The following is a 21,817-nucleotide window of genomic DNA, read 5'->3' as shown; positions in this document are numbered from 1 at the left end:
GGGCTTTATATTTTCAGTTGTATTTGTAGGTGTGACTCCCTGTTGAATTCATTCAAGCTTTATAACTTGTTTTTAAGGATATATTGGATTCACCAGATACGAGTTGCTTCAATATTTTCAATTAAGTTGCAAAAAGGAGTTGATTTCAATGCATCATAATTACTATTTATCTCCATTAGCTGTTGCTCTGGCCCTAGGAATGATATCTCCTGCGAAAGCGGCAGACCCCATACTTTTACAAAACGCATCTTTTTCGGAAGTAAAGCAAAAATTTGCTTTATCAACTCAAGGTGTTGTTGTCGCTAAAGATAGCTTGAGCTTCGTTAGTGAGCATACTGATCGAAATAAAGTAACTCATGTCCGTATGCAACAAAAATATGTAGGATTTCCAGTTTATGGTGGTTACGCAATCATGCATAGCATGAATACAGCAAAGTCATTGGCCGCTACTACCCAGTCTACAGTTGAGATGAATGGTGTTGTTTATCAGGGGTTACAAACGGAATTAGGTCAACCAAATGCTTCTTTTGTGCAAAATGCAGATCAAGCATTACAACAATTTAAAGCTAAATATGCTGATCAAAATGTAGTCGATGAAAAAGTCATTCCTATGGTATATATCGATAAGAATAATCAAGCACACTGGGCTTATAAGGTAAGCATCCATGTGAATCATCTGGATAAAGTCCCAGAGCGTCCAACAGCAATTATTGATGCTCAAACTAAGCAGCCTTTTGTACAATGGAATGATATTAAAACCGAGAGGGTATCTGTAAAAGGATCTGGTTTCGGAGGAAATAAGAAAATGGGGTATTACGAGTTTGGTAAGGACTTCCCATATTTGGACCTAACTCGTGATGTCAAGAATGCAACGTGTTATATGGAAAATGAATCTGTAAAAGTGATTGATATGAAACACAAATACAGTTCTGTCAAAGCGGCGATGTCGTTTGCCTGTTCAACAACCGACTCTGATATCTACCCCACTGGGTATCGTGCAGATAATGGCGCACTTTCACCATCAAATGATGCATTATATGCGGGTTATGTGATCAAACATATGTATACCGACTGGTATGGCGTAGATGTTCTTTCTAATTCTAATGGATCTCCAATGCAATTAGTCATGCGCGTTCACTATGGTGATGGTTATGAAAATGCTTATTGGGATGGTGAGCAAATGACTTTTGGTTGTGGCGACAGGATGATGTATCCTCTGGTTTCTCTCGGCGTTGGCGCTCATGAAATTAGTCATGGATTTACAGAGCAGCATTCTGGTCTTGAATATTACGGCCAATCTGGCGGAATGAATGAGTCTTTTTCTGATATGGCAGCCCAAGCAGCTGAGCATTATTCAGTAGGTAAGAGTAGCTGGCAAATTGGCGGTGAAATTATGAAAGAAAGTAGTGGCTATGATGCTTTGCGTTATATGGATAAACCAAGTCGTGACGGTGAGTCTATAGATACCGCAGATGAGTATTATAGTGGCCTAGACGTTCATTATTCAAGTGGCGTATACAACCATTTATTTTACATATTAGCAAATCAGCCTAATTGGGATACTCGTATGGCTTTTGATGTTATGGTGAAAGCGAATATGGATTATTGGACACCTTATTCAAGTTTTGATGAAGGTGGTTGTGGTGTACTAAGCGCAGCTAAAGATTTAGGCTTTTCTTTAAATGATGTGAAAAGCTCATTACAAGCTGTCGCCATCAATGTTAGCAAGTGTGGTTAATTTGTATTCATCATAAAATCAGCCAGAAGTTGGCTTACAACTTCTGGCTGTTCCATATGAATATGATGTCCCCCATCCATTTTTTTAAGAATTAAGTTTCTTACAGTCTTGATGCGATTTTTAGTAATTTCAGCGTCAAAAGAAAATCCTTGATTTGCTATAAGCAAATAAGTTTTTGCAGTAATTTCTTTTAAGCAGGAAAGAATTTGCGTTTCTGTCATGCGTAAAGGAGAGCGCGCCAGTAAACGCTGATCATGTCGCCAGTAATATTTGCCTCGTTTTTCTACTAAACTCCGCTCACACAGAGTTTTTGCGATATCTATGGAAACGTATCCTTTAAAGGCACGAGCCAGCGCAGCACTCTCTAAATGAGCATAGCCTTTAGATTTTTTGCTTTTTTGTGTGAGAAAATGGGCATATTCTCTTAATTGTTGGCACGCTGTCTCTCCAGGATGCGAAAACGGTCCTAAACCTTCAATGAGTATTAGAGAAAGAAAGCGTTCGGGAATAACCCCTCCAACCAAACTGGCCAGACAAGCCCCCATGGAGTGGCCTAATAAATGGACTTTATCGATTTTTAGGGCATTGAGTATTTCAATGACAATAAAAATCCCGTCAAAAAAATGATAATGACATCCTTTAGGTAGATGGGATGAATGACCGTGTCCAGGCAAATCAACTGCAATAAGATAAAAATCATTCTCAAGGTATGAGGCTAGTGGAAGGAAACTGTTTGCATTATCTAACCAGCCGTGCAGTGCTAAGATAGTTGGTTTTTGAGGATGCCCCCAAGTTTTGCAAGCTATAGAAAAGCCTGGAATCTTAAGATTTAGTTTGTTCATATCATTTAATATTTATATATTTTATTAAGTAGTTATTATATCTCTACTAGGAGTAGTAGAGCTATAATTCATTCATGGCCTGAATAGAGATTTGCAGTATATTGGCTACAGTTTTTCCATATGAATTGAAGATTTCATTTTAAAACAGTTAAGATAAGGCAAGAAGATGATTTTATATTGATTAGTAATTATGCTAAGTAAAGAAACCTGAATAGGGTAAGGCATGCAACAAGATAAACGTAGTATTTCATTAATAACTTATAATATTCACAAAGGATTTGGGGTGGGTGCCATTCGCTTTTTGCTTCCTAAAATGCGTGATGCGATAACGAGTTTAAATCCTGATTTTGTTTTTTTGCAAGAAGTTCAGGGGGAGCACATAAAACGACAAAAACGAATTAATGCATGGCCTGCTTCCCCACAATCTGAGTACATAGCTGAAAACATATGGCCGCATTATGTTTATGCGAAAAATGCAGTATATCAATCAGGGCATCATGGGAATGCTATTTTAAGTAAGTACGCCTTTGAGCGATTTGAGAATATTAATCTTACACATATTCGTAGGGCCTCAAGAGGAATATTACATGCGCAATTGAAGCTGGATAATGTAACGATTCATTTATTATGCGTGCATTTAGGTCTTTTTAAAGCAGAGCGTACCGTTCAATGTAATACTTTAATGCAACGAATTAAAGATGTTGTTCCTCAAGATGAGCCTTTATTGATGGCTGGTGATTTCAACGATTGGCGCACTATTATTTCCAAACCTTTGGCCGACTATTTAAATATAGAGGAAGCGTTTGTTTCTGTTGAAGGGCAACATGCACGCTCTTTTCCTGCAATTAGGCCTGCCTTGTGTATTGATCGAGTGTACTTTCGAGGTATGAAAGTACAAGAAGTAGCATGTTTACAGGGTAAACCTTGGAGAATGCTTTCTGATCATTTGCCACTTTATGCACGTTTTGAATTGGTATAGTTTTTTAACTTAGCGTGAGTTCGGGATAAGCGGACGTGAATGGATCGTGCTCAAGAAGGATTTTCATAATTCCGCACTCACGTTAACTTAATGTAAGCTCGACATAAAAAATACCCTCCACGAAGCGGAGAGTATTGGATATATTGATGTGGGGCTGATTGTCATACCTGAACAGGTACCCCATTAGAAGACTATTCCATCCCGTTATTATATTCACCCATACAAGCTAAGCTGTTCAAGCGGGCGCGATTGAGTAAGGCTTCTTGTGCTGCAGTAATATTGGCATCTTTGCCAGCCCAGGCAGATAGGCAATTCTCTTGCAAAGCCCTGCCAAAGGAAAAACTAAGCAACCAAGGTTGATGGTCAATGCTGTTGATTGCATTTAAATTTGCTGTAGCTTGTTGGGGTGTTTGACCACCAGATAGGAAATTAATTGTGGGTACCGCAGCAGGAACATTATTACGGAATACACCAATCGTGTAATCAGCAACTTCATCGGGTTCACTAAACGGTTGATTTTCTTTGCCACAGGTTACCATACTTGGTTTTAAGATAATATGTTCTAGTTCAACTTGATGGATAAATAAGGCATGAAATAACTCATGGAGCACAATTTCGCATACTTCAGCGCAGTGCTCTATGCTGTGATTTCCATCCATAAGTACTTCAGGCTCAACAATAGGAACTATACCTGCTTCTTGGCAGGCTGCAGCATAACGCGCCAGATTTTCTGCGCCTGTTTTTACGGCAGTTAAACTGGGTGTATATTCAGAAATAGAATAAACATTACGCCATTTAGCAAATTTTGCTCCTAATTTTTTAAAATGCTGTAAACGCTCTGCTAAGCCATCTAGGCCTTGTGTTACTTTTTCCTGTTCCGTATTGGCTAAATCAACTAAACCTTTGTCTACTTTAATTCCAGGAACGATACCTTTATCTGCAAACAATTTAACAATGGGGGTTCCATGTTTATCAGTTTGGCTAAAGGTTTCTTCAAATAAAATAACACCATTGATATAGTTTTCTAAATCAGGTGTTGTGGCGAGTAATAACCTATAATCTCTGCGGTTTTCTTCAGTATTTTCAATTCCTATTGAGGAAAAGCGCTTACCTATAGTTGCATTACTTTCATCGGCAGCTAAAATGCCTTTACCTGCCTGAAGTATTTGTTCCATAGTGCTGGATAATTCTTCATAACTCATAATGTGCTCCTGATCATTATCTAGATATATATTTTTCACGAATAATTTGTTGCATTGCAAAACCCTGATCTTTTAAAGAATTAAAAGCCTCGTCAATCATACCTGGATTTCCGCATAAATAAATAATATCTTTTGTGGGATTAAGGTTTAGTGACGGAAAAGCATGTTGTACATAGCCACTGAATTCATTTTCAATTAATTCATGTTGGGGTTGGCGACTTAAGTAAGGTCTGAATGTGGCTTGAGGATGTTTTTGAACAAAATCTCGAAATTCATTAGCATAGAGAATCTCTTCGCGCCGTTGTACTCCCTGGAGAATAACCACTTGTAGTTCAGGATATTGGTTCATGAGATTTCCAAGATCTTGGAGCATTGATCGGTATGGAGTAATCCCTGTACTAGTGGCTACCAAGACAAAACGCCCAAAGTGGCCTTCTTTAAGTGTTAACCGGCCGTAAGGACCGCTGACTTGTATAGTATCACCAGGTTTTAAATGATACAGCAATTCAGTACCTGGCCCATTTGCAAAATATCCTGCAGCGATCTCAATTTTATTATCCTGTTTTGGGATATTGGCTATACTATAACTACGCTTTAATGTTTTACCTTCATGTTCAAAGTGAATGGTAATAAATTGACCAGGAGAATAGTTAAAATATGGAAAAATCTGACAATTAAAAACAAAGTGTTTTACTTTAGGTGAGATCATAAATGATTCTACTAAAGTGATGGGAAATGTATTTATTTGCATAATGAGTATAAACTTTATTATAAAACTTGAGATTATAACCTTGAAATGAAGTTAATATAAGCAAAAATTATGCATTATAAGTTTTAACGGCATATAATTATATTATGAACACTCCAGACCTTGTTACAATGATAGGCAATTTAAGCCGTTCTTTATATCCGGTACAGCATCTAATTACTGGTGGGGCTTATATTCTAGGTATTTTATTTTTTATGACCGCTATTGCCAAACTCCGAAAAATAGCTGATTACAGGGCTCAGTCGTCTTCTCATGAAAAGATGTACGGTCCAATGATGTACTTAATATTTGGAGCCCTCCTTCTTTATTTGCCGTCTGCTTTGGACTTAATGGCCAATACGGCCTTTGGAGTAGGGAATATATTAACTTATAGCTCATATAATCCTTCAAATATATTTAGTTCAATGGGGCTTCTCATTCAAACTATAGGCATATTATGGTTTGTCCGCGGCTCTGTTTTAGTAGCACATTCAAGCCATCCGGGGACGGGACATGGGCCAAAAGGTTTAGCATTTATCTGTGCAGGGATTTTAGCGATGAATTTTGATAATACGATAGCTGCTCTGAATTATGTTGTGAATAATTTTGTGAGTTGGACACTTTAAAAATACGTCATGGTTGTTACTTTATATCTTAATTAGTCTTCTCCACATATCCTGAGATTATTTGCTTTAGCAAAATCTAGAATTGATTGGTATAATAAGGGACTTGATTCTTTGAGTTTAGGGTCAAGCAAAACGCATTGATAGCCTTCACTATTTACACTTGGGCGCAATAAAGGAGAATAGCGAATACGGCTATTTTTGAAACTTGCTAATGAGCCACTCATTCGTTCAGCCCAGTCACTGGGTCTGAATGTTTTTCCCTGATCAGTTATTCCTTCGATGATAATTGTTTTATTTTCTGCGGCAGCCATGACACTATGCAATTTAAATACAGTGTGCTAAGTATAACATCATATGGGAAGTGCTGTATTGAAATTTATTCATTTTGTTGAAATAAATTTGTGTTAAATATAATTTGCAAAAGTAATTTTTATCCCTATTATGTCAAGATACTTTATTTAGGGGTTTTTTAAAGGTTATTAAGAATGGAAAAAGATAGTCATTCTGGTATTTATTTGTTGCCCAATCTGTTTACAACGGCAAGTTTGTTTGCCGCATTTTATTCTCTTGTTGCATCAATGAAAGGACAATTTGAAGCATCAATCATTGCAATATTTATCGGTATGATTGCAGATGGATTAGATGGAAGAATTGCACGTTTAACTCATACGCAGACCGCATTTGGTGCCCAATATGATAGTTTATCCGATATGGTCACATTTGGGGTGGCTCCTTCACTTTTAGCATATAATTTGATTTTAAGTCACTTAGGAAAAGTGGGGTGGCTAGTTGCATTTGTTTATACAGCAGCAGTTGCTTTACGTTTGGCTCGTTTTAATACCCAGCTCGAAACAGCAGATAAAAAATATTTTCAAGGACTGCCTTGTCCGCCTTCTGCAGCAGTAATCGCTTCTTTTGCATGGTTATGCTATCAACATGAGTGGCAAAACATTTTTGTTGCGTTATTAACTGCGATTTTATCGTTAATTACGTCTACATTAATGGTTTCTAATATTCGTTATTATAGTTTTAAGGAAGTAGATTTTAAGGGGAAAGTTCCATTTCTGTATGTATTAGTAATGATCATTTTATTTGTTGCTATTGCTGCTGATCCTTCATTAGTTTTATTTGTCGGATTTACTATTTATGCTATTTCTGGATTAATTATGACTTTAATTGTTTTACAGAAAGTGAGAAAGCAAAGAAGGAATATGGAAAAATAGCTCTACTGCGGAGGTATTTATTCAAAAGATATGCTTGAATCTTGGTAAAAAGTTAGGTTGAAAATAAAATCGCTCAAAAATAGTTGAACAATCATAAAAGTTAAATCAGTGTAAAAGGTCTGCTCTTATAAATATCAACGAAAATTTATAAGAGCAGACCTTTACTATTTTTAGCCTAAATAAGGTTCTTTCGAGGAATATAGTGAGTGGTCTTGGCGATTAAATAATGATTACTACTCGCCTTCACCAAAAAAATTATTGATTAAGTGAGTTAAAGCTTCATTCATTTGAATTTCATCAGGACCATTTATTTCTATAATAATTTCAGTTCCTTGATTTGCGGCGAGCATCATTACACCCATAATGCTTTTTCCATTAACGGTTTGCGAATTACAGGTTACATCAATCTGGCTTTGAAATCTTGCAGCAGTTGAGACAAATTTTGCTGAAGCCCTTGCATGTAAGCCCAATTTATTAATTATTTTAATCTTAGTTTTTATCATAGCGCATACAATGTATCATGAAGTGTAAAATAAGTGTAGTCTGATGGGGATGAAAACACAGCTTCAATGAAGGATTTGCGAGTACCGGGATAGGACGTTCCTTACCCGGTTACTCATTACTCTTGTCTAACCCATCGTTTACTTGATGGCTGCTTGCAAACTCCATCTTGCGCCTTGCACTCAAGCAAAATATGCTGGTTAATGCAAGAGGTTATAACTTACTCATGATGATTACGGATTTTTTCTTTATGTTTGAGTAGTTGCCGATCTAATTTATCAATCAATGTATCAATTGCGGTGTATAAATCATCAGATTCTGAACTTGCATGTAGCTCCCCTTTGGCTATATAAACAGTTGCTTCAGCAATTTGTCTTAATTTCTCTATACCAAAAACTACATTAATGGAAGTGATTTGATCAAAGTGACGCTCTAGCTTATCGAATTTCTCTTCAGTAAATGCTCTGATGGCAGGAGTAACATCCATATGATGTCCTGTGATGTTAATTTGCATAAAAATCTCCTAGTTGCTTTAGAAATCATGAAAAGCCATGATTTCTAATAATTAATATGAGTTCGATATAAAAACAATATAATTTTTTATATCGAATTGCTTTTATTTAAAACTGGCTCTCGTGCTACGCACCCCACTTTCGCGTAGGGGTAAGCTTTACGAGACAACGCTTGTTTAGCGACATAATAGGAATTTCCATTCCTTTTATGTCAAACTCACGTTAGTTATCAATTATTTTTCTTTCATTAGATGGAGCAATTCCCATTGCTTCACGATATTTTGCTACAGTTCGTCTTGCTACTTGAATCCCTTGTTTTTCCAGTAATAGGGTAATTTTACTGTCACTTAATGGTTTTTTTCTATTCTCGGCGGCAATTAATTTTTTAATCACGGCACGTATTGCCGTAGAAGAACATTCATCGCCAACATTTGTACTAATATGACTAGAGAAAAAATATTTAAGTTCAAATACACCCCTAGGAGTATGAATGAATTTTTGCGTAGTAACACGCGATACAGTTGATTCATGCATTTCTAGAGTTAAAGCAACATCATTAAGAATTAATGGTTTCATTGCCTCTTCTCCATATTCTAGGAATCCTTGCTGATATTCCATAATACAGGTAGCTACTTTGAGTAGTGTTTCTTGTCGACTTTGAATGCTTTTTAAAAACCATCGTGCTTCTTGCAGGTTATTTTTTAGAAATTGATTGTCTGCACTATTGTCTGCTCGTTGAATAAGTGATGCATATTGATTGTTAATGCTTAAGTGAGGAAGCACATTTTGATTTAATTGAACTTTCCATTGGTTATTGATTTTTTTAACCGTTAAATCGGGAATAATATATTCAGTAATGTCTTCATGAATTAAATTCCCTGGTTTAGGGTTTAATTTTTGGATAATTTTTAATACCGAGTCAATTGCTTTTTCAGTAATCTGATGATTTTTCATCAATTGTCTGTAATTATGTTGGCCAAGTAACTCAATGTCTTTAGTAATTATCTTTTTAGCCAAGGCTAAATGTTCTGTATCTTGAGGAAATTGATCCAGTTGTATGAGCAATGTTTCAGCTAAATTAATGCAAGCACATCCTACAGGATCAAATAATTGAAGACGATGACGTACGGCTTCTATTTCATCTAAATCAAGGGGGTGCTCTTCGCTTGTAAGACTTGCGTGTAACTCAGCAATGTCCACACTTAGGAATCCATCGCTGTTAATTGCATCGATAATGGCAGTAGCTATAGCCCTATCTATATCACTCATAGGAGAAAGGTTAAGCTGCCATTTTAAATGATCTTTTAAGTTAGTCGTTGTACAATGCAAGTTGTCAAAATTATAATCATTTTCATCAAATGATGTTCGTTTATCGGTGCTTTGATATAATTCAGACCATTGAAAATCATTTTGCTCATTATCTTGTTGTCTTGTTTCATCGATTTCAAGTCCTTCTTTGTCTTCATTTGGCGTTGCTTCAAGCAAAGGATTTGATTCAAGAACGAGCTGAATTTCTTGTTGTAAATCAATAGTTGATAATTGCAAAATTCTTATCGCTTGTTGTAGCTGTGGAGTTAGAGTTAAATGCTGGCCAATACTTAGTTGCAATGATGGTTTCATGCAAATCCTCTTTGTTTTCTTTCATTGCTATTTACTATCAGTTTAAACGATTCGTAAGGATTATCCAGTATTTCACCGGGTTATTTAGAATAAAACTCGAGTAATAAAAAAGCCCCTTATCGGGGCTTGGATATTTATTTTACTTTTTTCTCTTTGAAGAGTACATGCTTACGTACTTTTGGATCATACATCATGAGTTCCATTTTTTCAGGATGGTTTCGCGGATTCTTCGTTGTAGTTTTGTAGTATCCAGTTCCTGCTGTGGACTCCATTTTCACTTTAATAGTGACAGCTGCCATGGCTTATCCCCCTAAATTATATTTTTTCGCCTTTAGCTCTGAGTTTATCCAGAACTGCTTTTATACCTAATTTGTCTATAATACGCATACCTTTGGTACTAAGTTTTAATGTGACAAATCGTTTTTCTTCTTCAACCCAAAAACTATGGTTTTGAATATTAGGCAGAAAGCGTCTTTTAGTTTTATTGTTAGCGTGCGACACTTTGTGGCCAGTCATGGGTCGCTTGCCAGTTACCTGACATACTCTAGACATTATGTTACTCCAAAATAGGTTTTAATGTGCTTGTCTTTGTAAAATTCTGGGCAAATAGCCGGATGTGAAATACAAGAGCGGTTTTATATCAAAAAAACGCATTAGTTGCAAGATTTTTGTAAGAACATATAATTCCTGACTTTAGATAAATTGGATGTGAAGATGCTGCGTCAGATAAAAAGTTATGTGTTACGAGCTGGGCGAGTAAGTAATAGACAACGCCAAGGTTTGGAGCTTTGGTTAAAGGATTATGAGCTCACGGTAAGTGGAGGTCCTTGGGATTTGAATAAAGAATTTACACGATCAGCTGATACTATAGTTGAAATAGGATTTGGAATGGGGGCTTCGTTGTTAACTATGGCAAAGACTAATCCTGAACTTAACTATATTGGAATAGAAGTACATCTTGCGGGTGTAGGGAGTCTGGCCGCTGATTTACATGAGCATCAATTATCCAATGTGCGTATTGTAGCTAATGATGCTGTAGAAGTATTTCATACCCAATTACTCGATAATTCACTTGCGGGAGTGCAGATTTTTTTTCCAGACCCATGGCATAAAAAGCGTCACCATAAAAGACGTTTAATCCAGACAGCATTTATTCAATTACTCGTACAAAAAATTAGACCCGGAGGATTTATTCACTGTGCTACTGACTGGCAAGAATATGCAGAGCATATGCTCCATGTTTTATCCACTGAGCAAGCTTTAAGAAACACCCAGATCGATGGTGGATATTCTCCAAGACCTTTATCGCGGCCATTGACAAAGTTTGAAAATCGGGGTGAGCGTTTAGGGCATGGCGTTTGGGACCTAATTTTTACAAAATTAACGTGATCTTGATATAAAAGGTATAGAGTTTGATCTTCTATTGTTCAATGTGTAATATAAATCTGGAAGTAACTTACAGAGGATGTAATCATGGAATTTATAACGGAAATCAATGCGGCTTTAAAATCGGGATTGCAAGGATTTAAACTGTTTATTGAACAAAAGATTAGCGGAGATGTGAATTACTTAGAGCGTCCATTTTGGATTGAAAATGGTGAGCAAGTAACTGTTTTGAATTATTTAATTCAGCAGCATCAAGAAAAGGAAAAAAAGTGTATTAATGAGGGACTTTCTTCTGATTTAATACAGTTTATTGATTTTGTTCTAAGTAGAGTAAAGAATAAAAATATTGGTGAACCACTGCATCAGGCGCTTGCTCTTGGAAAAATACAGTTAGCGCATCATCTTTTTGATACTGTTGTTTTTGATGTTCATCGGCGTGATCAAGAGGGGCGTACTTTATTATCTTTGGCTGTAGAAACAAAAGATCGCCATTTATTGAGGAAAATATTAAAGAGTCATCCCGATGTGAATGCAACAACACGGATTACAGATGCTCGTGTTTCGTTTCAGCCATTACATCAAGCTATAGCATTGGATTTCGCATTTGGGGTAAGGAATTTAGCAAACGCTGGAGCGGATTTAACTAATCCTTTAGGGATGATGAAGGATACGCCAGTATTATTGGCGGCGCGGCAAGGTAAAATAAAAGCGCTTGAAGCTTTATTAGAGTTTCCTATAGAAAAACTCGATCTTGAAGCAGAAAATAATAGATTATCCACAGATAAAATGACAGCAGATAATGCAATTGAGTCTCTTTGCAAACTGTTAGCACACGATAAAAATAACAAAGACTTGATTCGAGGTGTCGCTATGTTGCTTTGTCGGGGTGCCGAACCGCCCAGAAAAGAGTCGATGTGTCAATTATTAGCAGATAAGCGTACTGATTTGCTTAAAGAAATTGACCGTTATATGAATACACGACCTGAGCTGGTTGACCCTTTTGTGAATCGGTGCCATTTGGCAGATAGCGCATTACATAAAATAATTTATGTGGATCATTCCTGGGGTAGTACTTTACGCCAGTTATTTGGTAGACCCAGCGAGGCTGCTTTTGTTATCGAGCGATTGGTTACACGTAAATACAGTCGTCGTCAAGAAGGAAGCTCTGAATCCCCCGCATTATCAACTGTTGCTGCAGTACCATTAAAAGGAGATGAGCCTCCTCTTAAACTCTATGCAGAATTTGTCCGACGCTATAATGAGGCTTATCAGAACCAACGAATTACAAATCCTTGGAGTACTATGCGATGGATGATTGCTGAAGGAAAATGTAATTGGGAAATGGTGAAGCAATATGCTCGTAGTCATCCAGGAACTAGAACACAGATTATCTATGATGATATGTTTAAAACTTTACCTAAAATGGAGATGCATGAACAAATTGAAAATACAACCGGAACGCTTCATTGTAATGTCAGGCTTTAAATGAGTCACAGTTTGAGTATGGGGATAGCAGTGCCAAAATTAAGATTATGATATATTATTAAGCTCGTTGTTTGGGGTATACGTTATGAACGTTAGTTTAGTGCTATTAATCTTAATTTGTTTTATTGGAATGATTAGTCCGGGACCTGATTTTTTGTTGGTTACAAAAAATGCACTCTTATACCCCAAACGCCAAGCGTTGGCTACCGCTTTTGGTATCGTTTCAGGATGTCTTTTTCATGCTACTTATTGCATTTTGGGTTTGGCATTAATTATTACCCAAAGTATTTTAATTTATACAATTATAAAATATGCAGGAGCCTGTTATTTAATTTATCTTGGATTTAAAAGTTTAAGTTCAAAGAAAATGAAGAAAGTACATTCAGATATTTCTTCTATAAAAAATATTACTGTTTTAAGAGCTTATACAGAAGGTGCTTTATGTAACGTATTGAATCCTAAGTTAGCTTTTTTTCTATTAAGTTTATTTACTCAGTTTGTTTCAATTGATGCAGCATTTAGTGATAAAGCTTTAGTTGCGGGAGTGTTTGTAGCTGAATCAGCTCTTTATTGGCCTCTTTTGGTTTTATTCTTACAATCACACCATATCCGAAAGTTATTTACTCATTTTCAAACCTCCTTAAATCGTGTATTTGGTGGTTTGTTGGTGTATCTAGGTTTTCGAGTGATGTTGAGTACGGATGCTTAAATTTCTAACGCAACGTCACTTTATTACGTATCACTAAAACGATATTGCGAGGAACAGAATGTCAGAATTAATTCTAGGAATGAAAAAAAAAGAGCTTGATACACCTTGCTTAGTGATTGATAAAAATATCCTGAAGTCCAATTTAGAGGCAATGAAAAAACACTCGATTGAAAATAAGATAAATATTAGACCCCATTGTAAAACGCATAAGTGCTCAAAATTAGCTAAGTTACAGATTGAGTATGGGGCAATAGGTGTAAGTGTTGCAAAAATTTCGGAGGCTGAAGTTCTCATTGAGGAAAAAATACCCAATATTCTTATCACTTCACCAATTATTACAAAAAATAAAATTTCTAGATTCCTTGCTTGTTTGGAAAAAGCCCCCTCTACCATGATTGTCGTAGATAATAAAGAAAACATTCTTGCTTTAAATGAAGTAGCTGCGTGTCATAATAAAATGATTCATGTGCTCATCGATGTAGATCCGGGTATTGGGCGTACTGGAATAAAACCAGAGCATGTCTTAAATTTTGCAAGAGAAATTCAACGATTACCGTGGTTAAATTTGATGGGAATTCAATGTTATGCAGGTAATTTACAGCATGTTCTTTCTTTTAATGAACGCAGAGAAAGATCCTTAAAAACCATGCAGATGGCAAGCGAAATTGTAAAAAACCTCAAAGAAAGTGGTTTTAATTGCCCAATATTAACAGGAACCGGAACAGGAACTTATGACATAGATATTGAGGCAACCGAGGTCACTGAAATTCAGCCAGGCTCTTATACTGTAATGGATGTCCAATATACTAATATTGGTTCTAAAAATAACGACAAGCAATTTGATCTCTTTAAACCAGCAATGACCCTTCTTACTACCGTTATCAGTAATAATAGAACTGAACATGTTACCGTAGATGCGGGAACTAAATCGATTTATGTAGATCACCAAAAACCAAAGATAATCAGCCATCAGGGATTAGCTTATGATTGGGGCGGATTTGGTGACGAGCATGGTAAAATTTCTGCAGTAAACACTGTAAAATTGCCTTCTTTGGGGGAGGTTATTGAGCTTGTAGTACCTCATTGCGATCCAACCATTAATCTATTTGATCAATTTTTTATTACTGAAAATGATATTGTGATTGATGTTTGGAAGATTGATCTTAGAGGAAAATCTCAGTAGGAAGCTTGCTTAAACTTCATATACCCCCTAGAATTCTAGTTTTCTTAAAATTGGCCGGGGGAGTAGTACATGGGGTGGAATGAGCCAGATAAAGGCAAAGAGCCTTGGAAGGGTAAAAATCAGCCTCCAGATTTGGATGAAGCGCTTAAGCGCCTTCATGAGAAGCTGAAGAAGATTCTTTTTGGCGGTACTGTAAAAACAAATAATGAGCCCTCTAAAAAATCAAATGGTGGATTAGTAGCCATGATGATTGTTCTAATTGCTTTCCTCCTGTGGGCTCTGTCTGGTATTTTCATCGTTGATCCCGCCGAACAAGCGGTTATTCTTCGTTTTGGTAAATATGTGGAAACAGTAGGATCAGGACCTCATTGGATACCACGAATTATTTCCTCCAAAATTATTATGAATGTGGATAGAGTATTGGATTACTCCTATTCGGCACAAATGCTTACCAGTGATGAAAATTTGGTTGTTGTTTCTTTAGCGGTACAATATCGCATTGGTGATTTAGAGCAGTACTTATTTAACGTGGCTAATCCAGAAGAAAGTTTGCAGCAAGCGACCTCCAGTGCTTTAAGACAGGTTGTTGGCGCTACTACTTTGAATCAAATGATTACCGAAGGACGTGAAGTCTGGGGAAGCCAAGTTCAAGAGACTTTGATAAAAACTCTAAATTTATATAACACAGGTATTGTCATCGTTAATGTGGCACCTCAACCTGCACGAGCTCCTGAAAGTGTACAAGAGGCTTTTGATGATGCTATTAAAGCTCAAGAGGATGAAAAGCGTTTTAAAGCACAAGCGTATGCCTATGTAGCTAAGGTAATACCTATTGCTGAGGGTAAAGCAAGTCGCATTCAGCAAGAAGCGGAAGCCTATTCAAAACAAGTTGTTTTGAATGCTCAAGGTGAGGTTTCTGAGTTTTTGGCCTTACTGTCTCAATACAATGCTGCTCCTGAGGTGATGGCTGAACGTATGTATTTGGAAACCATGCAAAAGGTATTAAATAAAACCAGTAAAATTATTGTTGATAGCAAATCAGGTAATTTATTGTATTTACCTTTAGATAAATTATTTACAAACTCGTCGGGTCCTCTGGAGACCGCAAAAAATAATAAAGCAGGAACTGATGAATCTAATGAAGTAGAGAATTTAGTTGATGGGCGAGAATTCACGCGACCTGTTTATCGACAAGGGAGAGATTAACAATGAAGAATACTGGCAAAGCCCTTGGCATATTGATTTTTTTAATGTTTCTGGTTTTACTTACTACAGTATTTACTGTAACTCAAGGACAACAAGGTATTCTTTTACGTTTAGGACGCTTGGTTAATGACGGTGTAACTAATAAAGTTAAGGTATTAAATCCAGGACTGCATTTTAAAGTGCCGTTTGTTGAAAATGTACGTATTTTTGATACTCGCATACAAACGATGGATATTAAATCAACTCGTATTGTCACTCGAGAAAAAAAGGACGTAATGGTTGATTACTATGTTAAATGGCAAATTGTTGATTTGGCTCAATATTTTAAATCGACTGGGGGGAGCGAATTTAAAGCTGAAACCTTGTTGGAGCAACAATTAAATACTTTATTACGGGCACAATTTGGTAAACGCACTATTCCTGAGGTGGTATCAGGCGGGCGTGATGATCTGATGCAGTTGCTTCGTAAAGCAGCTCAAAAGCAAGCAGGCGAATTAGGTATTAATGTTGTAGATGTACGTATTAAGGGTATAGAGTTGCCAGCAAGTACGAGTAATCAAATCTATCAACGCATGCGTGCCGACATGCAAGAAATTGCAAATAAACACCGTGCTGATGGCCAGGCCGCTGCTGAACAAGTACAGGCCAAAGCAGATGCCGATGTTATGGTTTTATTAGCAAAAACTCGTAGTGATGCGCAAAAAGTCAGAGCAGTTGGACAGGCGAAAGCTGCATCAATCTATGCAGAAGCATACGGTAAAAATAAGGAGTTCTTTGCTTTATATCGTAGTCTTCTGGCTTATGAAGGTAGTTTTAAAAGTAAAAAAGATATTTTGGTTTTGGATCAAAGCAGCGCATTTTTTGATTATTTTAAGCAAGCTACTCCAAAAAATGATGGTGTACCTGTGAAAAAATAACTATAATGACCAATTTTGTTGAAATTGGGTTCATAACTTTTTCAATTAAGAGCAATAAAGAGCATTTTGCAAATTAAGAGTGGATCATGGGTAAAAACGTTGTTGTTTTAGGAACACAGTGGGGCGATGAAGGCAAAGGTAAAATTGTCGATTTATTAACGCAAGATGCACAGGTTGTTGTTCGTTACCAAGGCGGGCATAATGCCGGTCATACTTTAAAAATTAATGGGGTTAAAACTGTTTTACGCCTCATTCCTTCAGGTATGTTAAGACCTCATGTAATTTGTTATATTGCAAATGGGGTAGTGCTTTCACCAGATGCATTACTGAGTGAAATAAAAGAACTGGAAAATACGGGGATTGACGTTCGCTCTCGTTTGCGTATTAGCAAGGCTTGTCCCTTAATTCTCCCTTGCCATGTTGCTATGGATAAAGCACGTGAAGCACATATGGGAAATTCTGCTATTGGTACTACTGGGAGAGGTATAGGCCCGGCTTATGAAGATAAAATAGCCCGTCGTGCATTAAAGGTCAGTGATCTCTTCCATCCAGAACGCTTTGCCACTAAATTGGAAGATCTTCTAGACTATTATAATTTTGTTTTGACCCAGTATTTCAAGCAACCGGCTGTAGCGCTTCAACCTTTATTGGATGCCGCCCTACAATGGGCTGAAGAATTACGCCCTATGATTTATGATGTTTCGACTTGCTTACATGAACATAGAGAGCGAGGAGATAATATCCTATTTGAAGGAGCTCAAGGAGTATATCTGGATATCGATCATGGCACATATCCTTTTGTAACCTCTTCGAATACCTGTGTAGGCTCTGTGATTAACGGCGCAGGCTTTGGTCCGAAATATATTGATTATGTTTTGGGAATTACGAAAGCATACACTACTCGAGTTGGAGGGGGGGCTTTTCCCACCGAACTTTTTAATGATGTAGGAAAGCGTATTGCTGAGCGCGGTCAAGAGTTTGGTGCAGTTACTGGTAGACCACGACGATGCGGATGGTTTGATGCTGTTTTATTAAAGCGATCAATTGAACTGAACAGCATCACAGGCCTGTGTATTACCAAGCTAGATGTTTTAGATAACTTAGATGTACTGCGTATCGCTGTCGCTTATAAAGACAGTAAAGGTAATTTAATCTCTCGACCGCCACAAGCTGCTGTTGATTTTGAAGATTTGGAGCCCGTTTATGAGGAGATGCCAGGGTGGCAGGAATCTACTGCTGACATCAAGAATATGAAGGATCTACCCGATAACGCAATTGCTTATCTAAAGCGAATTGAATCATTGCTGAATATCCCTATTGATATACTATCAACTGGTCCTGAGCGTGATTCGACAATTATTTTACGTGATCCATTCAAAATTTAAGACGTATCGATAATCTATTCCTATTTTAGGTGTCGCTTTTTATGCGCGACACCTACCTTAGTTAAGAATCTAACACTGGTTTAAATAAATTCATATCATGATGTGAGTAAAATGGTTCCTCATTCATTGAATGATGGTTTATGCATCAAAAATGAGACGGTACTTGACCCGATAACGTCTACGCTAAATAAATAGATGTAAGGGGCTGGGCTATTAAAGCTCAGCTTATGTAAAAACATAGGTTAAAACTTATTTTCAAATTCATTCAGTTTTTGTTCTAAACTCCATTGTAATTGAGCTTTTTCACTTGTTTGAATAAATTGCTTACAGTTTTGACTGTTTAAATCCTGGCAAGCTTGAATAAGCTGAGCTTTATTGGCATCTGCCCAGATGCTTTTTCCTGGTAAAAATGCATAAGTTAGCGCATTCCTATTGATTTGTTTTATGGTTTTATAATCTAAACCATGGTGCAATACGGCTTCTACATATTGTTGGCTTAAATTAGTTCTTAATATCCCTTCATCATCCGTGGACAAAACGACAGGAACATGGTGTTTTAGGTAATAATTAAGGGGGTGTTCTCGACCAGAAATGTTTAAAATTTTAAGATTGCTAATTAAATTAATTTCCACTGCTTTATGTTGAGTTGCCATGTAGTCCAATGTATCTTTGACATGACTCTCATTTGCGATATCTACACCATGTCCAATTCTTTGGGCTTGGCCAGTAAATAGAGCATCATGTATGTGATAATCTAAATCTTTAGGGGTAACAATTTCTTGAGTTAATTCGCCAGCATGTAACGCAATATTTACTTGAGGATAAATTTGATGAAAGTACTGATACATTTGCATTTGTTGGGGATAATCACGTAAGGAAATAATTCCATCTTCAGGCTGTACTAAGTTAACCCCAACTAAGACCCCTTTATTTTTCATGGATTGAGCTACAGCCTCAAAAGCATTAAGTGTTTGTGCAAAAAGATTATCTAGAGGTTGTTCTCTAAGTGAATAATATAAAAACTTTACTTGTATTTTGCAGTCTTTCTTTTCTGGATAGGTCGCACATCCCAATTCCTGGCGTGCTTTTTGGATGATATGTTCTGCTTCCATGGCAGTATGATTGATGTTATTTTGAAAGTCTTTATTTGCTAATAAGAGAGCTCTTTTTTCATTAAAGGTAGTGGTATTTTTAAGTAAATCACCAAAACCCAGTGAATGAGCATTATCAGGTAAAAGCATTAATTCCATATATTGCTCATTTTGCTGTGCTGCAACTTCCAGTACAGCCGCCACTAATTCAGGCTGATAATCTTCTACAATAGCATTGAACTTATCAAATGAATTAAAAAAATGATCATGTCCTGACTCTTTTCCAGGAACAAAATCCTTCATGGACCAGCTTTTCACTGTATTTGCATAAATGTCTGGTTGTTTGAGTAAATTTTTAGTATCCATTTCATTACAACCAGTAGCATTTTTACTTACTTTTGATGTCACTGTATCCAAGCAATAATTTTCTTTAGATGCGAGCTCTAACATTATTTCAGGGTATGCGCCTCCTGCTAAATGATAATGAAGCTCTCCGCCTTTGGGCATGCTTTTAAAAAATGCATATAAAGAATTAGGATCGTCTTTTATTTGCTCAAGGTGAGATTGCACACTTGCGTGAGCAATAGATAAGAAAGAGAAACTTAGGAAACATAAAGTTGATTTTAAATAATCCATGATGACCTACTGGTTGTCATTTTTGTGAGTGAATTATTGCATAATTATTATTAATTCCCAACCATTGTATTTCACTCCTATTCATAGCAAAATAATTTTGTCATTGGTTTGTTCGGCATTTGGGAAGTGCAATGAATAAAGAGGAGCTCTTTATCAATCAGTTACTACATAGTCTAATCAATTAGGAAAATTAATATGAAACATTTTTTATCAAAATACATTGTTTTAAGTACTTTTTTTGTCTTTTTGATGACAGGCCTCAATGTAGCCGCATCTAACTCAACAGATAGTGCAAAGAAAATGACGATTAATGTCGGCATTTATGCTCCCTTTACTCATAATTCTGCTGTTATTGGTAGAAACATGTTGGGAGCAATGGAAATCGCGCGTGATCAATTAAAACCTTCTAACATAACTTATGAGTTTTATACTTTGGATAAGATGCCAGATAATAGCAATGCCACAAAAACATTACAAAAGTTTATTGATACACACCATATTAATGTGCTCTTGACAGAAGGAACTGATAGCGGTGCTTTAGTGGCCCCGTTAGCAAAAAAAAATAACATCATTCATTTTTGTTTAACCAATGATGCTATAATTACTGATGGAAAAAATAACTTTTTAGCACAAGGTGCTCATCACCAGAATGCGGTGGCTTTAACTAAAACAACGAAGCCTGAGTTTATTGCGCAGTTCAAAGAAGAATATTTTAGTCATCCTATTACTCAAGCAGGTTATGCTTATGATATATTCCATATCGTTCATAATAGCGCTGTTCTTGCAATGAAGACCAACTCTGATTTCTCCAGTCAAGCAATCGCCACGCATCTTTTGGCTCTTGAACCTGGGGTTGGTGTCATGGGGACATTTAATGTGGACAAAAAAGGAGTTTCCTATAAAAAACCAGTGCTGACTGCATAGACTTTGTATGCGGTTCTTATTTTGATGAGTCCAAGCCAATAAAAGCCGTTAAGAACGGCTTTTATTTTATAAAAATTCCTTTATAGGTGCTACTAAATGAAGTGCAACTCACGCGCTTCGTTTGATATACAGTGTAATTGCTCACCAAAATGCGCGCAAATTAGGAAAGAGCGATAACCTGAAAGTTATGGATGTTTGTAATAACTCCTTTTTCCCAACCACCAATAATTAAATTATCGGCTTTATTTTTTAATTGCGCTGCTACCTGACCCGAAAAATGGGTTGCTTGGCCATTTTTATCTGGAAAAGCATCAAAGATTGCATAAGTATCTGCATCAGCTTTCAATGCGGCCCAAAAATAGGTTTGAGGTTCTGTCGCATCAATAACTTGCGATGCGTTATGTAAAAACAGTTCAATTTCCTGATTTTTTCCTGGTTTTACTTTGAAAACAATCAAATTAGCTACTTTAGAATTTAAAATTTTTTCTTTATTGAAATGATTAGTTGTGATGAGGTCAAAATTATTAATATTTTTCACTACTCCATTTTCCCAGCCATCTTTTACTAATTCTGGCGCATTTTCTTTTAATGCATTGGCTACCTGACCAGAAAAATGCTTCTCTCTTCCAGTTTCATTATAAAAAAGATCAAAAATAGCAAAATGCTCATTTTCTTTTAATCCAAACCAAAGAGGAGTTCCTGGTTCTGTTTGACGTACTACTATGCTTCCATTGTGTAAAAACTCTTCCAGTTGCAATGCTGTTTCTGGTTTGCTTTTTAAAGAGATATAAGTCGCTTTTTCAATGGTTATAGTATCAGTGCTCATAGTTTTTTTGCTCGCATAATTGTTGGTTGAAAGTCCTAAAGTTAAGATACATGTCGTGAATAATAATCTAAGTTTCAT

General features: G+C 36.5%; 23 protein-coding genes. 12 read left to right on the top strand and 11 right to left on the bottom strand.

Going from position 1 to position 21,817, the window contains the following annotated elements:
* The first annotated feature begins 148 nt into the window (after window positions 1–148).
* Window positions 149–1,738, top strand: a complete 1,590-nt coding sequence (gene proA / locus Lsan_RS18645; protein WP_058515617.1) for a zinc metalloprotease ProA — start codon at window positions 149–151, stop codon at window positions 1,736–1,738.
* On the opposite strand, the gene Lsan_RS18640 is transcribed toward proA, so the two are convergent.
* The gene (locus Lsan_RS18640) at window positions 1,735–2,580 is read right to left on the bottom strand and encodes an alpha/beta fold hydrolase (RefSeq protein WP_058515616.1); all 846 of its coding nucleotides are present in this window, start codon (window positions 2,578–2,580) and stop codon (window positions 1,735–1,737) included. The two genes, proA and Lsan_RS18640, sit on opposite strands and share 4 nt — an antisense overlap.
* Window positions 2,581–2,803: 223 nt before the next feature.
* Here Lsan_RS18640 and Lsan_RS18635 point away from each other — a divergent pair, with 223 nt between their 5' ends.
* Window positions 2,804–3,559 carry an endonuclease/exonuclease/phosphatase family protein gene (locus tag Lsan_RS18635; RefSeq protein ID WP_058515615.1) on the top strand — a complete coding sequence of 252 codons (756 nt, stop codon included), beginning with the start codon at window positions 2,804–2,806 and terminating at the stop codon, window positions 3,557–3,559.
* Window positions 3,560–3,750: 191 nt separating this feature from the next.
* Here Lsan_RS18635 and Lsan_RS18630 read toward each other — a convergent pair whose 3' ends face one another.
* The gene (locus tag Lsan_RS18630) at window positions 3,751–4,761 is read right to left on the bottom strand and encodes a class I fructose-bisphosphate aldolase (RefSeq protein ID WP_058515614.1); all 1,011 of its coding nucleotides are present in this window, start codon (window positions 4,759–4,761) and stop codon (window positions 3,751–3,753) included.
* Window positions 4,762–4,777: 16 nt separating this feature from the next.
* Complete coding sequence (locus Lsan_RS18625; protein ID WP_058515613.1) at window positions 4,778–5,512, bottom strand: ferredoxin--NADP reductase; 735 nt, start codon at window positions 5,510–5,512, stop codon at window positions 4,778–4,780.
* Between the two features lie 104 nt (window positions 5,513–5,616).
* Between Lsan_RS18625 and Lsan_RS18620 the strand changes: the two genes are divergently transcribed.
* Window positions 5,617–6,135 carry a hypothetical protein gene (locus Lsan_RS18620; RefSeq protein ID WP_058515612.1) on the top strand — a complete coding sequence of 173 codons (519 nt, stop codon included), beginning with the start codon at window positions 5,617–5,619 and terminating at the stop codon, window positions 6,133–6,135.
* 32 nt (window positions 6,136–6,167) lie between these two features.
* Here Lsan_RS18620 and Lsan_RS18615 read toward each other — a convergent pair whose 3' ends face one another.
* Window positions 6,168–6,446: a DUF3579 domain-containing protein gene (locus Lsan_RS18615; RefSeq protein ID WP_058515611.1), complete on the bottom strand. Its 279-nt coding sequence runs from the start codon at window positions 6,444–6,446 to the stop codon at window positions 6,168–6,170.
* A gap of 174 nt (window positions 6,447–6,620) precedes the next feature.
* On the opposite strand from Lsan_RS18615, the gene pssA reads away from it, so the two are divergent.
* Window positions 6,621–7,358, top strand: a complete 738-nt coding sequence (pssA, locus tag Lsan_RS18610) for a CDP-diacylglycerol--serine O-phosphatidyltransferase (RefSeq protein ID WP_058515610.1) — start codon at window positions 6,621–6,623, stop codon at window positions 7,356–7,358.
* A 233-nt stretch (window positions 7,359–7,591) separates the two neighbouring features.
* On the opposite strand, the gene Lsan_RS18605 is transcribed toward pssA, so the two are convergent.
* The 5 genes from Lsan_RS18605 to rpmB form a co-directional block, all read right to left on the bottom strand.
* Window positions 7,592–7,861: an HPr family phosphocarrier protein gene (locus tag Lsan_RS18605; protein ID WP_058515609.1), complete on the bottom strand. Its 270-nt coding sequence runs from the start codon at window positions 7,859–7,861 to the stop codon at window positions 7,592–7,594.
* 218 nt (window positions 7,862–8,079) lie between these two features.
* Complete coding sequence (gene hpf / locus Lsan_RS18600) at window positions 8,080–8,373, bottom strand: ribosome hibernation-promoting factor, HPF/YfiA family (protein ID WP_058515608.1); 294 nt, start codon at window positions 8,371–8,373, stop codon at window positions 8,080–8,082.
* A 220-nt stretch (window positions 8,374–8,593) separates the two neighbouring features.
* The gene (locus tag Lsan_RS18595) at window positions 8,594–9,991 is read right to left on the bottom strand and encodes an RNA polymerase factor sigma-54 (RefSeq protein ID WP_058515607.1); all 1,398 of its coding nucleotides are present in this window, start codon (window positions 9,989–9,991) and stop codon (window positions 8,594–8,596) included.
* 134 nt (window positions 9,992–10,125) lie between these two features.
* Entirely contained in the window at window positions 10,126–10,290 is a 165-nt protein-coding gene (gene rpmG / locus Lsan_RS18590; RefSeq protein ID WP_003635328.1) for a 50S ribosomal protein L33, read from the bottom strand.
* Window positions 10,291–10,306: 16 nt separating this feature from the next.
* On the bottom strand, window positions 10,307–10,543 hold the full coding sequence (gene rpmB, locus Lsan_RS18585; protein WP_003635329.1) for a 50S ribosomal protein L28: 237 nt from the start codon (window positions 10,541–10,543) through the stop codon (window positions 10,307–10,309).
* A gap of 162 nt (window positions 10,544–10,705) precedes the next feature.
* Between rpmB and trmB the strand changes: the two genes are divergently transcribed.
* The 7 genes from trmB to Lsan_RS18550 all read left to right on the top strand — a co-directional run bounded on the left by trmB (window position 10,706) and on the right by Lsan_RS18550 (window position 18,262).
* On the top strand, window positions 10,706–11,380 hold the full coding sequence (trmB, locus tag Lsan_RS18580) for a tRNA (guanosine(46)-N7)-methyltransferase TrmB (protein WP_058515606.1): 675 nt from the start codon (window positions 10,706–10,708) through the stop codon (window positions 11,378–11,380).
* 84 nt (window positions 11,381–11,464) lie between these two features.
* Complete coding sequence (ankC, locus tag Lsan_RS18575) at window positions 11,465–12,862, top strand: Dot/Icm T4SS effector AnkC/LegA12 (protein ID WP_058515605.1); 1,398 nt, start codon at window positions 11,465–11,467, stop codon at window positions 12,860–12,862.
* Between the two features lie 85 nt (window positions 12,863–12,947).
* Window positions 12,948–13,571 (top strand): LysE family translocator, encoded by a 624-nt coding sequence (locus Lsan_RS18570; RefSeq protein WP_058515604.1) that lies wholly within the window; start codon window positions 12,948–12,950, stop codon window positions 13,569–13,571.
* A gap of 58 nt (window positions 13,572–13,629) precedes the next feature.
* Window positions 13,630–14,754, top strand: coding sequence for a DSD1 family PLP-dependent enzyme (locus Lsan_RS18565; RefSeq protein WP_058515603.1), 1,125 nt, complete (start codon window positions 13,630–13,632; stop codon window positions 14,752–14,754).
* A gap of 69 nt (window positions 14,755–14,823) precedes the next feature.
* Complete coding sequence (gene hflK, locus Lsan_RS18560; RefSeq protein WP_058515602.1) at window positions 14,824–15,960, top strand: FtsH protease activity modulator HflK; 1,137 nt, start codon at window positions 14,824–14,826, stop codon at window positions 15,958–15,960.
* Between the two features lie 2 nt (window positions 15,961–15,962).
* Window positions 15,963–16,877 carry a protease modulator HflC gene (gene hflC / locus Lsan_RS18555; RefSeq protein WP_058515601.1) on the top strand — a complete coding sequence of 305 codons (915 nt, stop codon included), beginning with the start codon at window positions 15,963–15,965 and terminating at the stop codon, window positions 16,875–16,877.
* 86 nt (window positions 16,878–16,963) lie between these two features.
* Entirely contained in the window at window positions 16,964–18,262 is a 1,299-nt protein-coding gene (locus tag Lsan_RS18550; RefSeq protein ID WP_058515600.1) for an adenylosuccinate synthase, read from the top strand.
* Window positions 18,263–18,504: 242 nt separating this feature from the next.
* On the opposite strand, the gene Lsan_RS18545 is transcribed toward Lsan_RS18550, so the two are convergent.
* Entirely contained in the window at window positions 18,505–19,989 is a 1,485-nt protein-coding gene (locus Lsan_RS18545; protein WP_058515599.1) for an adenosine deaminase family protein, read from the bottom strand.
* Between the two features lie 195 nt (window positions 19,990–20,184).
* Between Lsan_RS18545 and Lsan_RS18540 the strand changes: the two genes are divergently transcribed.
* Window positions 20,185–20,913 carry a type 1 periplasmic-binding domain-containing protein gene (locus Lsan_RS18540; RefSeq protein ID WP_058515598.1) on the top strand — a complete coding sequence of 243 codons (729 nt, stop codon included), beginning with the start codon at window positions 20,185–20,187 and terminating at the stop codon, window positions 20,911–20,913.
* Between the two features lie 160 nt (window positions 20,914–21,073).
* On the opposite strand, the gene Lsan_RS18535 is transcribed toward Lsan_RS18540, so the two are convergent.
* Window positions 21,074–21,817 (bottom strand): hypothetical protein, encoded by a 744-nt coding sequence (locus Lsan_RS18535; RefSeq protein WP_237762210.1) that lies wholly within the window; start codon window positions 21,815–21,817, stop codon window positions 21,074–21,076.

Source organism: Legionella santicrucis (assembly GCF_001468135.1).
GTDB lineage: Bacteria > Pseudomonadota > Gammaproteobacteria > Legionellales > Legionellaceae > Legionella > Legionella santicrucis.
This window is presented reverse-complemented; position numbering and strand designations above follow the sequence as displayed.

What these genes read in the sequence shown, in the direction of transcription:
- rpmB (WP_003635329.1), bottom strand. Translation starts at nt 10,543, where the DNA reads ATGTCTAGAGTATGTCAGGTAACTGGCAAGCGACCCATGACTGGCCAC.
- trmB (WP_058515606.1), top strand. Translation starts at nt 10,706, where the DNA reads ATGCTGCGTCAGATAAAAAGTTATGTGTTACGAGCTGGGCGAGTAAGT.
- Lsan_RS18605 (WP_058515609.1), bottom strand. Translation starts at nt 7,861, where the DNA reads ATGATAAAAACTAAGATTAAAATAATTAATAAATTGGGCTTACATGCA.
- Lsan_RS18630 (WP_058515614.1), bottom strand. Translation starts at nt 4,761, where the DNA reads ATGAGTTATGAAGAATTATCCAGCACTATGGAACAAATACTTCAGGCA.
- Lsan_RS18595 (WP_058515607.1), bottom strand. Translation starts at nt 9,991, where the DNA reads ATGAAACCATCATTGCAACTAAGTATTGGCCAGCATTTAACTCTAACT.
- Lsan_RS18535 (WP_237762210.1), bottom strand. Translation starts at nt 21,817, where the DNA reads ATGAAACTTAGATTATTATTCACGACATGTATCTTAACTTTAGGACTT.
- Lsan_RS18550 (WP_058515600.1), top strand. Translation starts at nt 16,964, where the DNA reads ATGGGTAAAAACGTTGTTGTTTTAGGAACACAGTGGGGCGATGAAGGC.
- hflC (WP_058515601.1), top strand. Translation starts at nt 15,963, where the DNA reads ATGAAGAATACTGGCAAAGCCCTTGGCATATTGATTTTTTTAATGTTT.
- pssA (WP_058515610.1), top strand. Translation starts at nt 6,621, where the DNA reads ATGGAAAAAGATAGTCATTCTGGTATTTATTTGTTGCCCAATCTGTTT.
- Lsan_RS18565 (WP_058515603.1), top strand. Translation starts at nt 13,630, where the DNA reads ATGTCAGAATTAATTCTAGGAATGAAAAAAAAAGAGCTTGATACACCT.
- Lsan_RS18545 (WP_058515599.1), bottom strand. Translation starts at nt 19,989, where the DNA reads ATGGATTATTTAAAATCAACTTTATGTTTCCTAAGTTTCTCTTTCTTA.
- proA (WP_058515617.1), top strand. Translation starts at nt 149, where the DNA reads ATGCATCATAATTACTATTTATCTCCATTAGCTGTTGCTCTGGCCCTA.
- rpmG (WP_003635328.1), bottom strand. Translation starts at nt 10,290, where the DNA reads ATGGCAGCTGTCACTATTAAAGTGAAAATGGAGTCCACAGCAGGAACT.
- Lsan_RS18625 (WP_058515613.1), bottom strand. Translation starts at nt 5,512, where the DNA reads ATGCAAATAAATACATTTCCCATCACTTTAGTAGAATCATTTATGATC.
- Lsan_RS18540 (WP_058515598.1), top strand. Translation starts at nt 20,185, where the DNA reads ATGAAACATTTTTTATCAAAATACATTGTTTTAAGTACTTTTTTTGTC.
- Lsan_RS18615 (WP_058515611.1), bottom strand. Translation starts at nt 6,446, where the DNA reads ATGGCTGCCGCAGAAAATAAAACAATTATCATCGAAGGAATAACTGAT.
- Lsan_RS18635 (WP_058515615.1), top strand. Translation starts at nt 2,804, where the DNA reads ATGCAACAAGATAAACGTAGTATTTCATTAATAACTTATAATATTCAC.
- hpf (WP_058515608.1), bottom strand. Translation starts at nt 8,373, where the DNA reads ATGCAAATTAACATCACAGGACATCATATGGATGTTACTCCTGCCATC.
- Lsan_RS18640 (WP_058515616.1), bottom strand. Translation starts at nt 2,580, where the DNA reads ATGAACAAACTAAATCTTAAGATTCCAGGCTTTTCTATAGCTTGCAAA.
- ankC (WP_058515605.1), top strand. Translation starts at nt 11,465, where the DNA reads ATGGAATTTATAACGGAAATCAATGCGGCTTTAAAATCGGGATTGCAA.
- hflK (WP_058515602.1), top strand. Translation starts at nt 14,824, where the DNA reads ATGGGGTGGAATGAGCCAGATAAAGGCAAAGAGCCTTGGAAGGGTAAA.
- Lsan_RS18620 (WP_058515612.1), top strand. Translation starts at nt 5,617, where the DNA reads ATGAACACTCCAGACCTTGTTACAATGATAGGCAATTTAAGCCGTTCT.
- Lsan_RS18570 (WP_058515604.1), top strand. Translation starts at nt 12,948, where the DNA reads ATGAACGTTAGTTTAGTGCTATTAATCTTAATTTGTTTTATTGGAATG.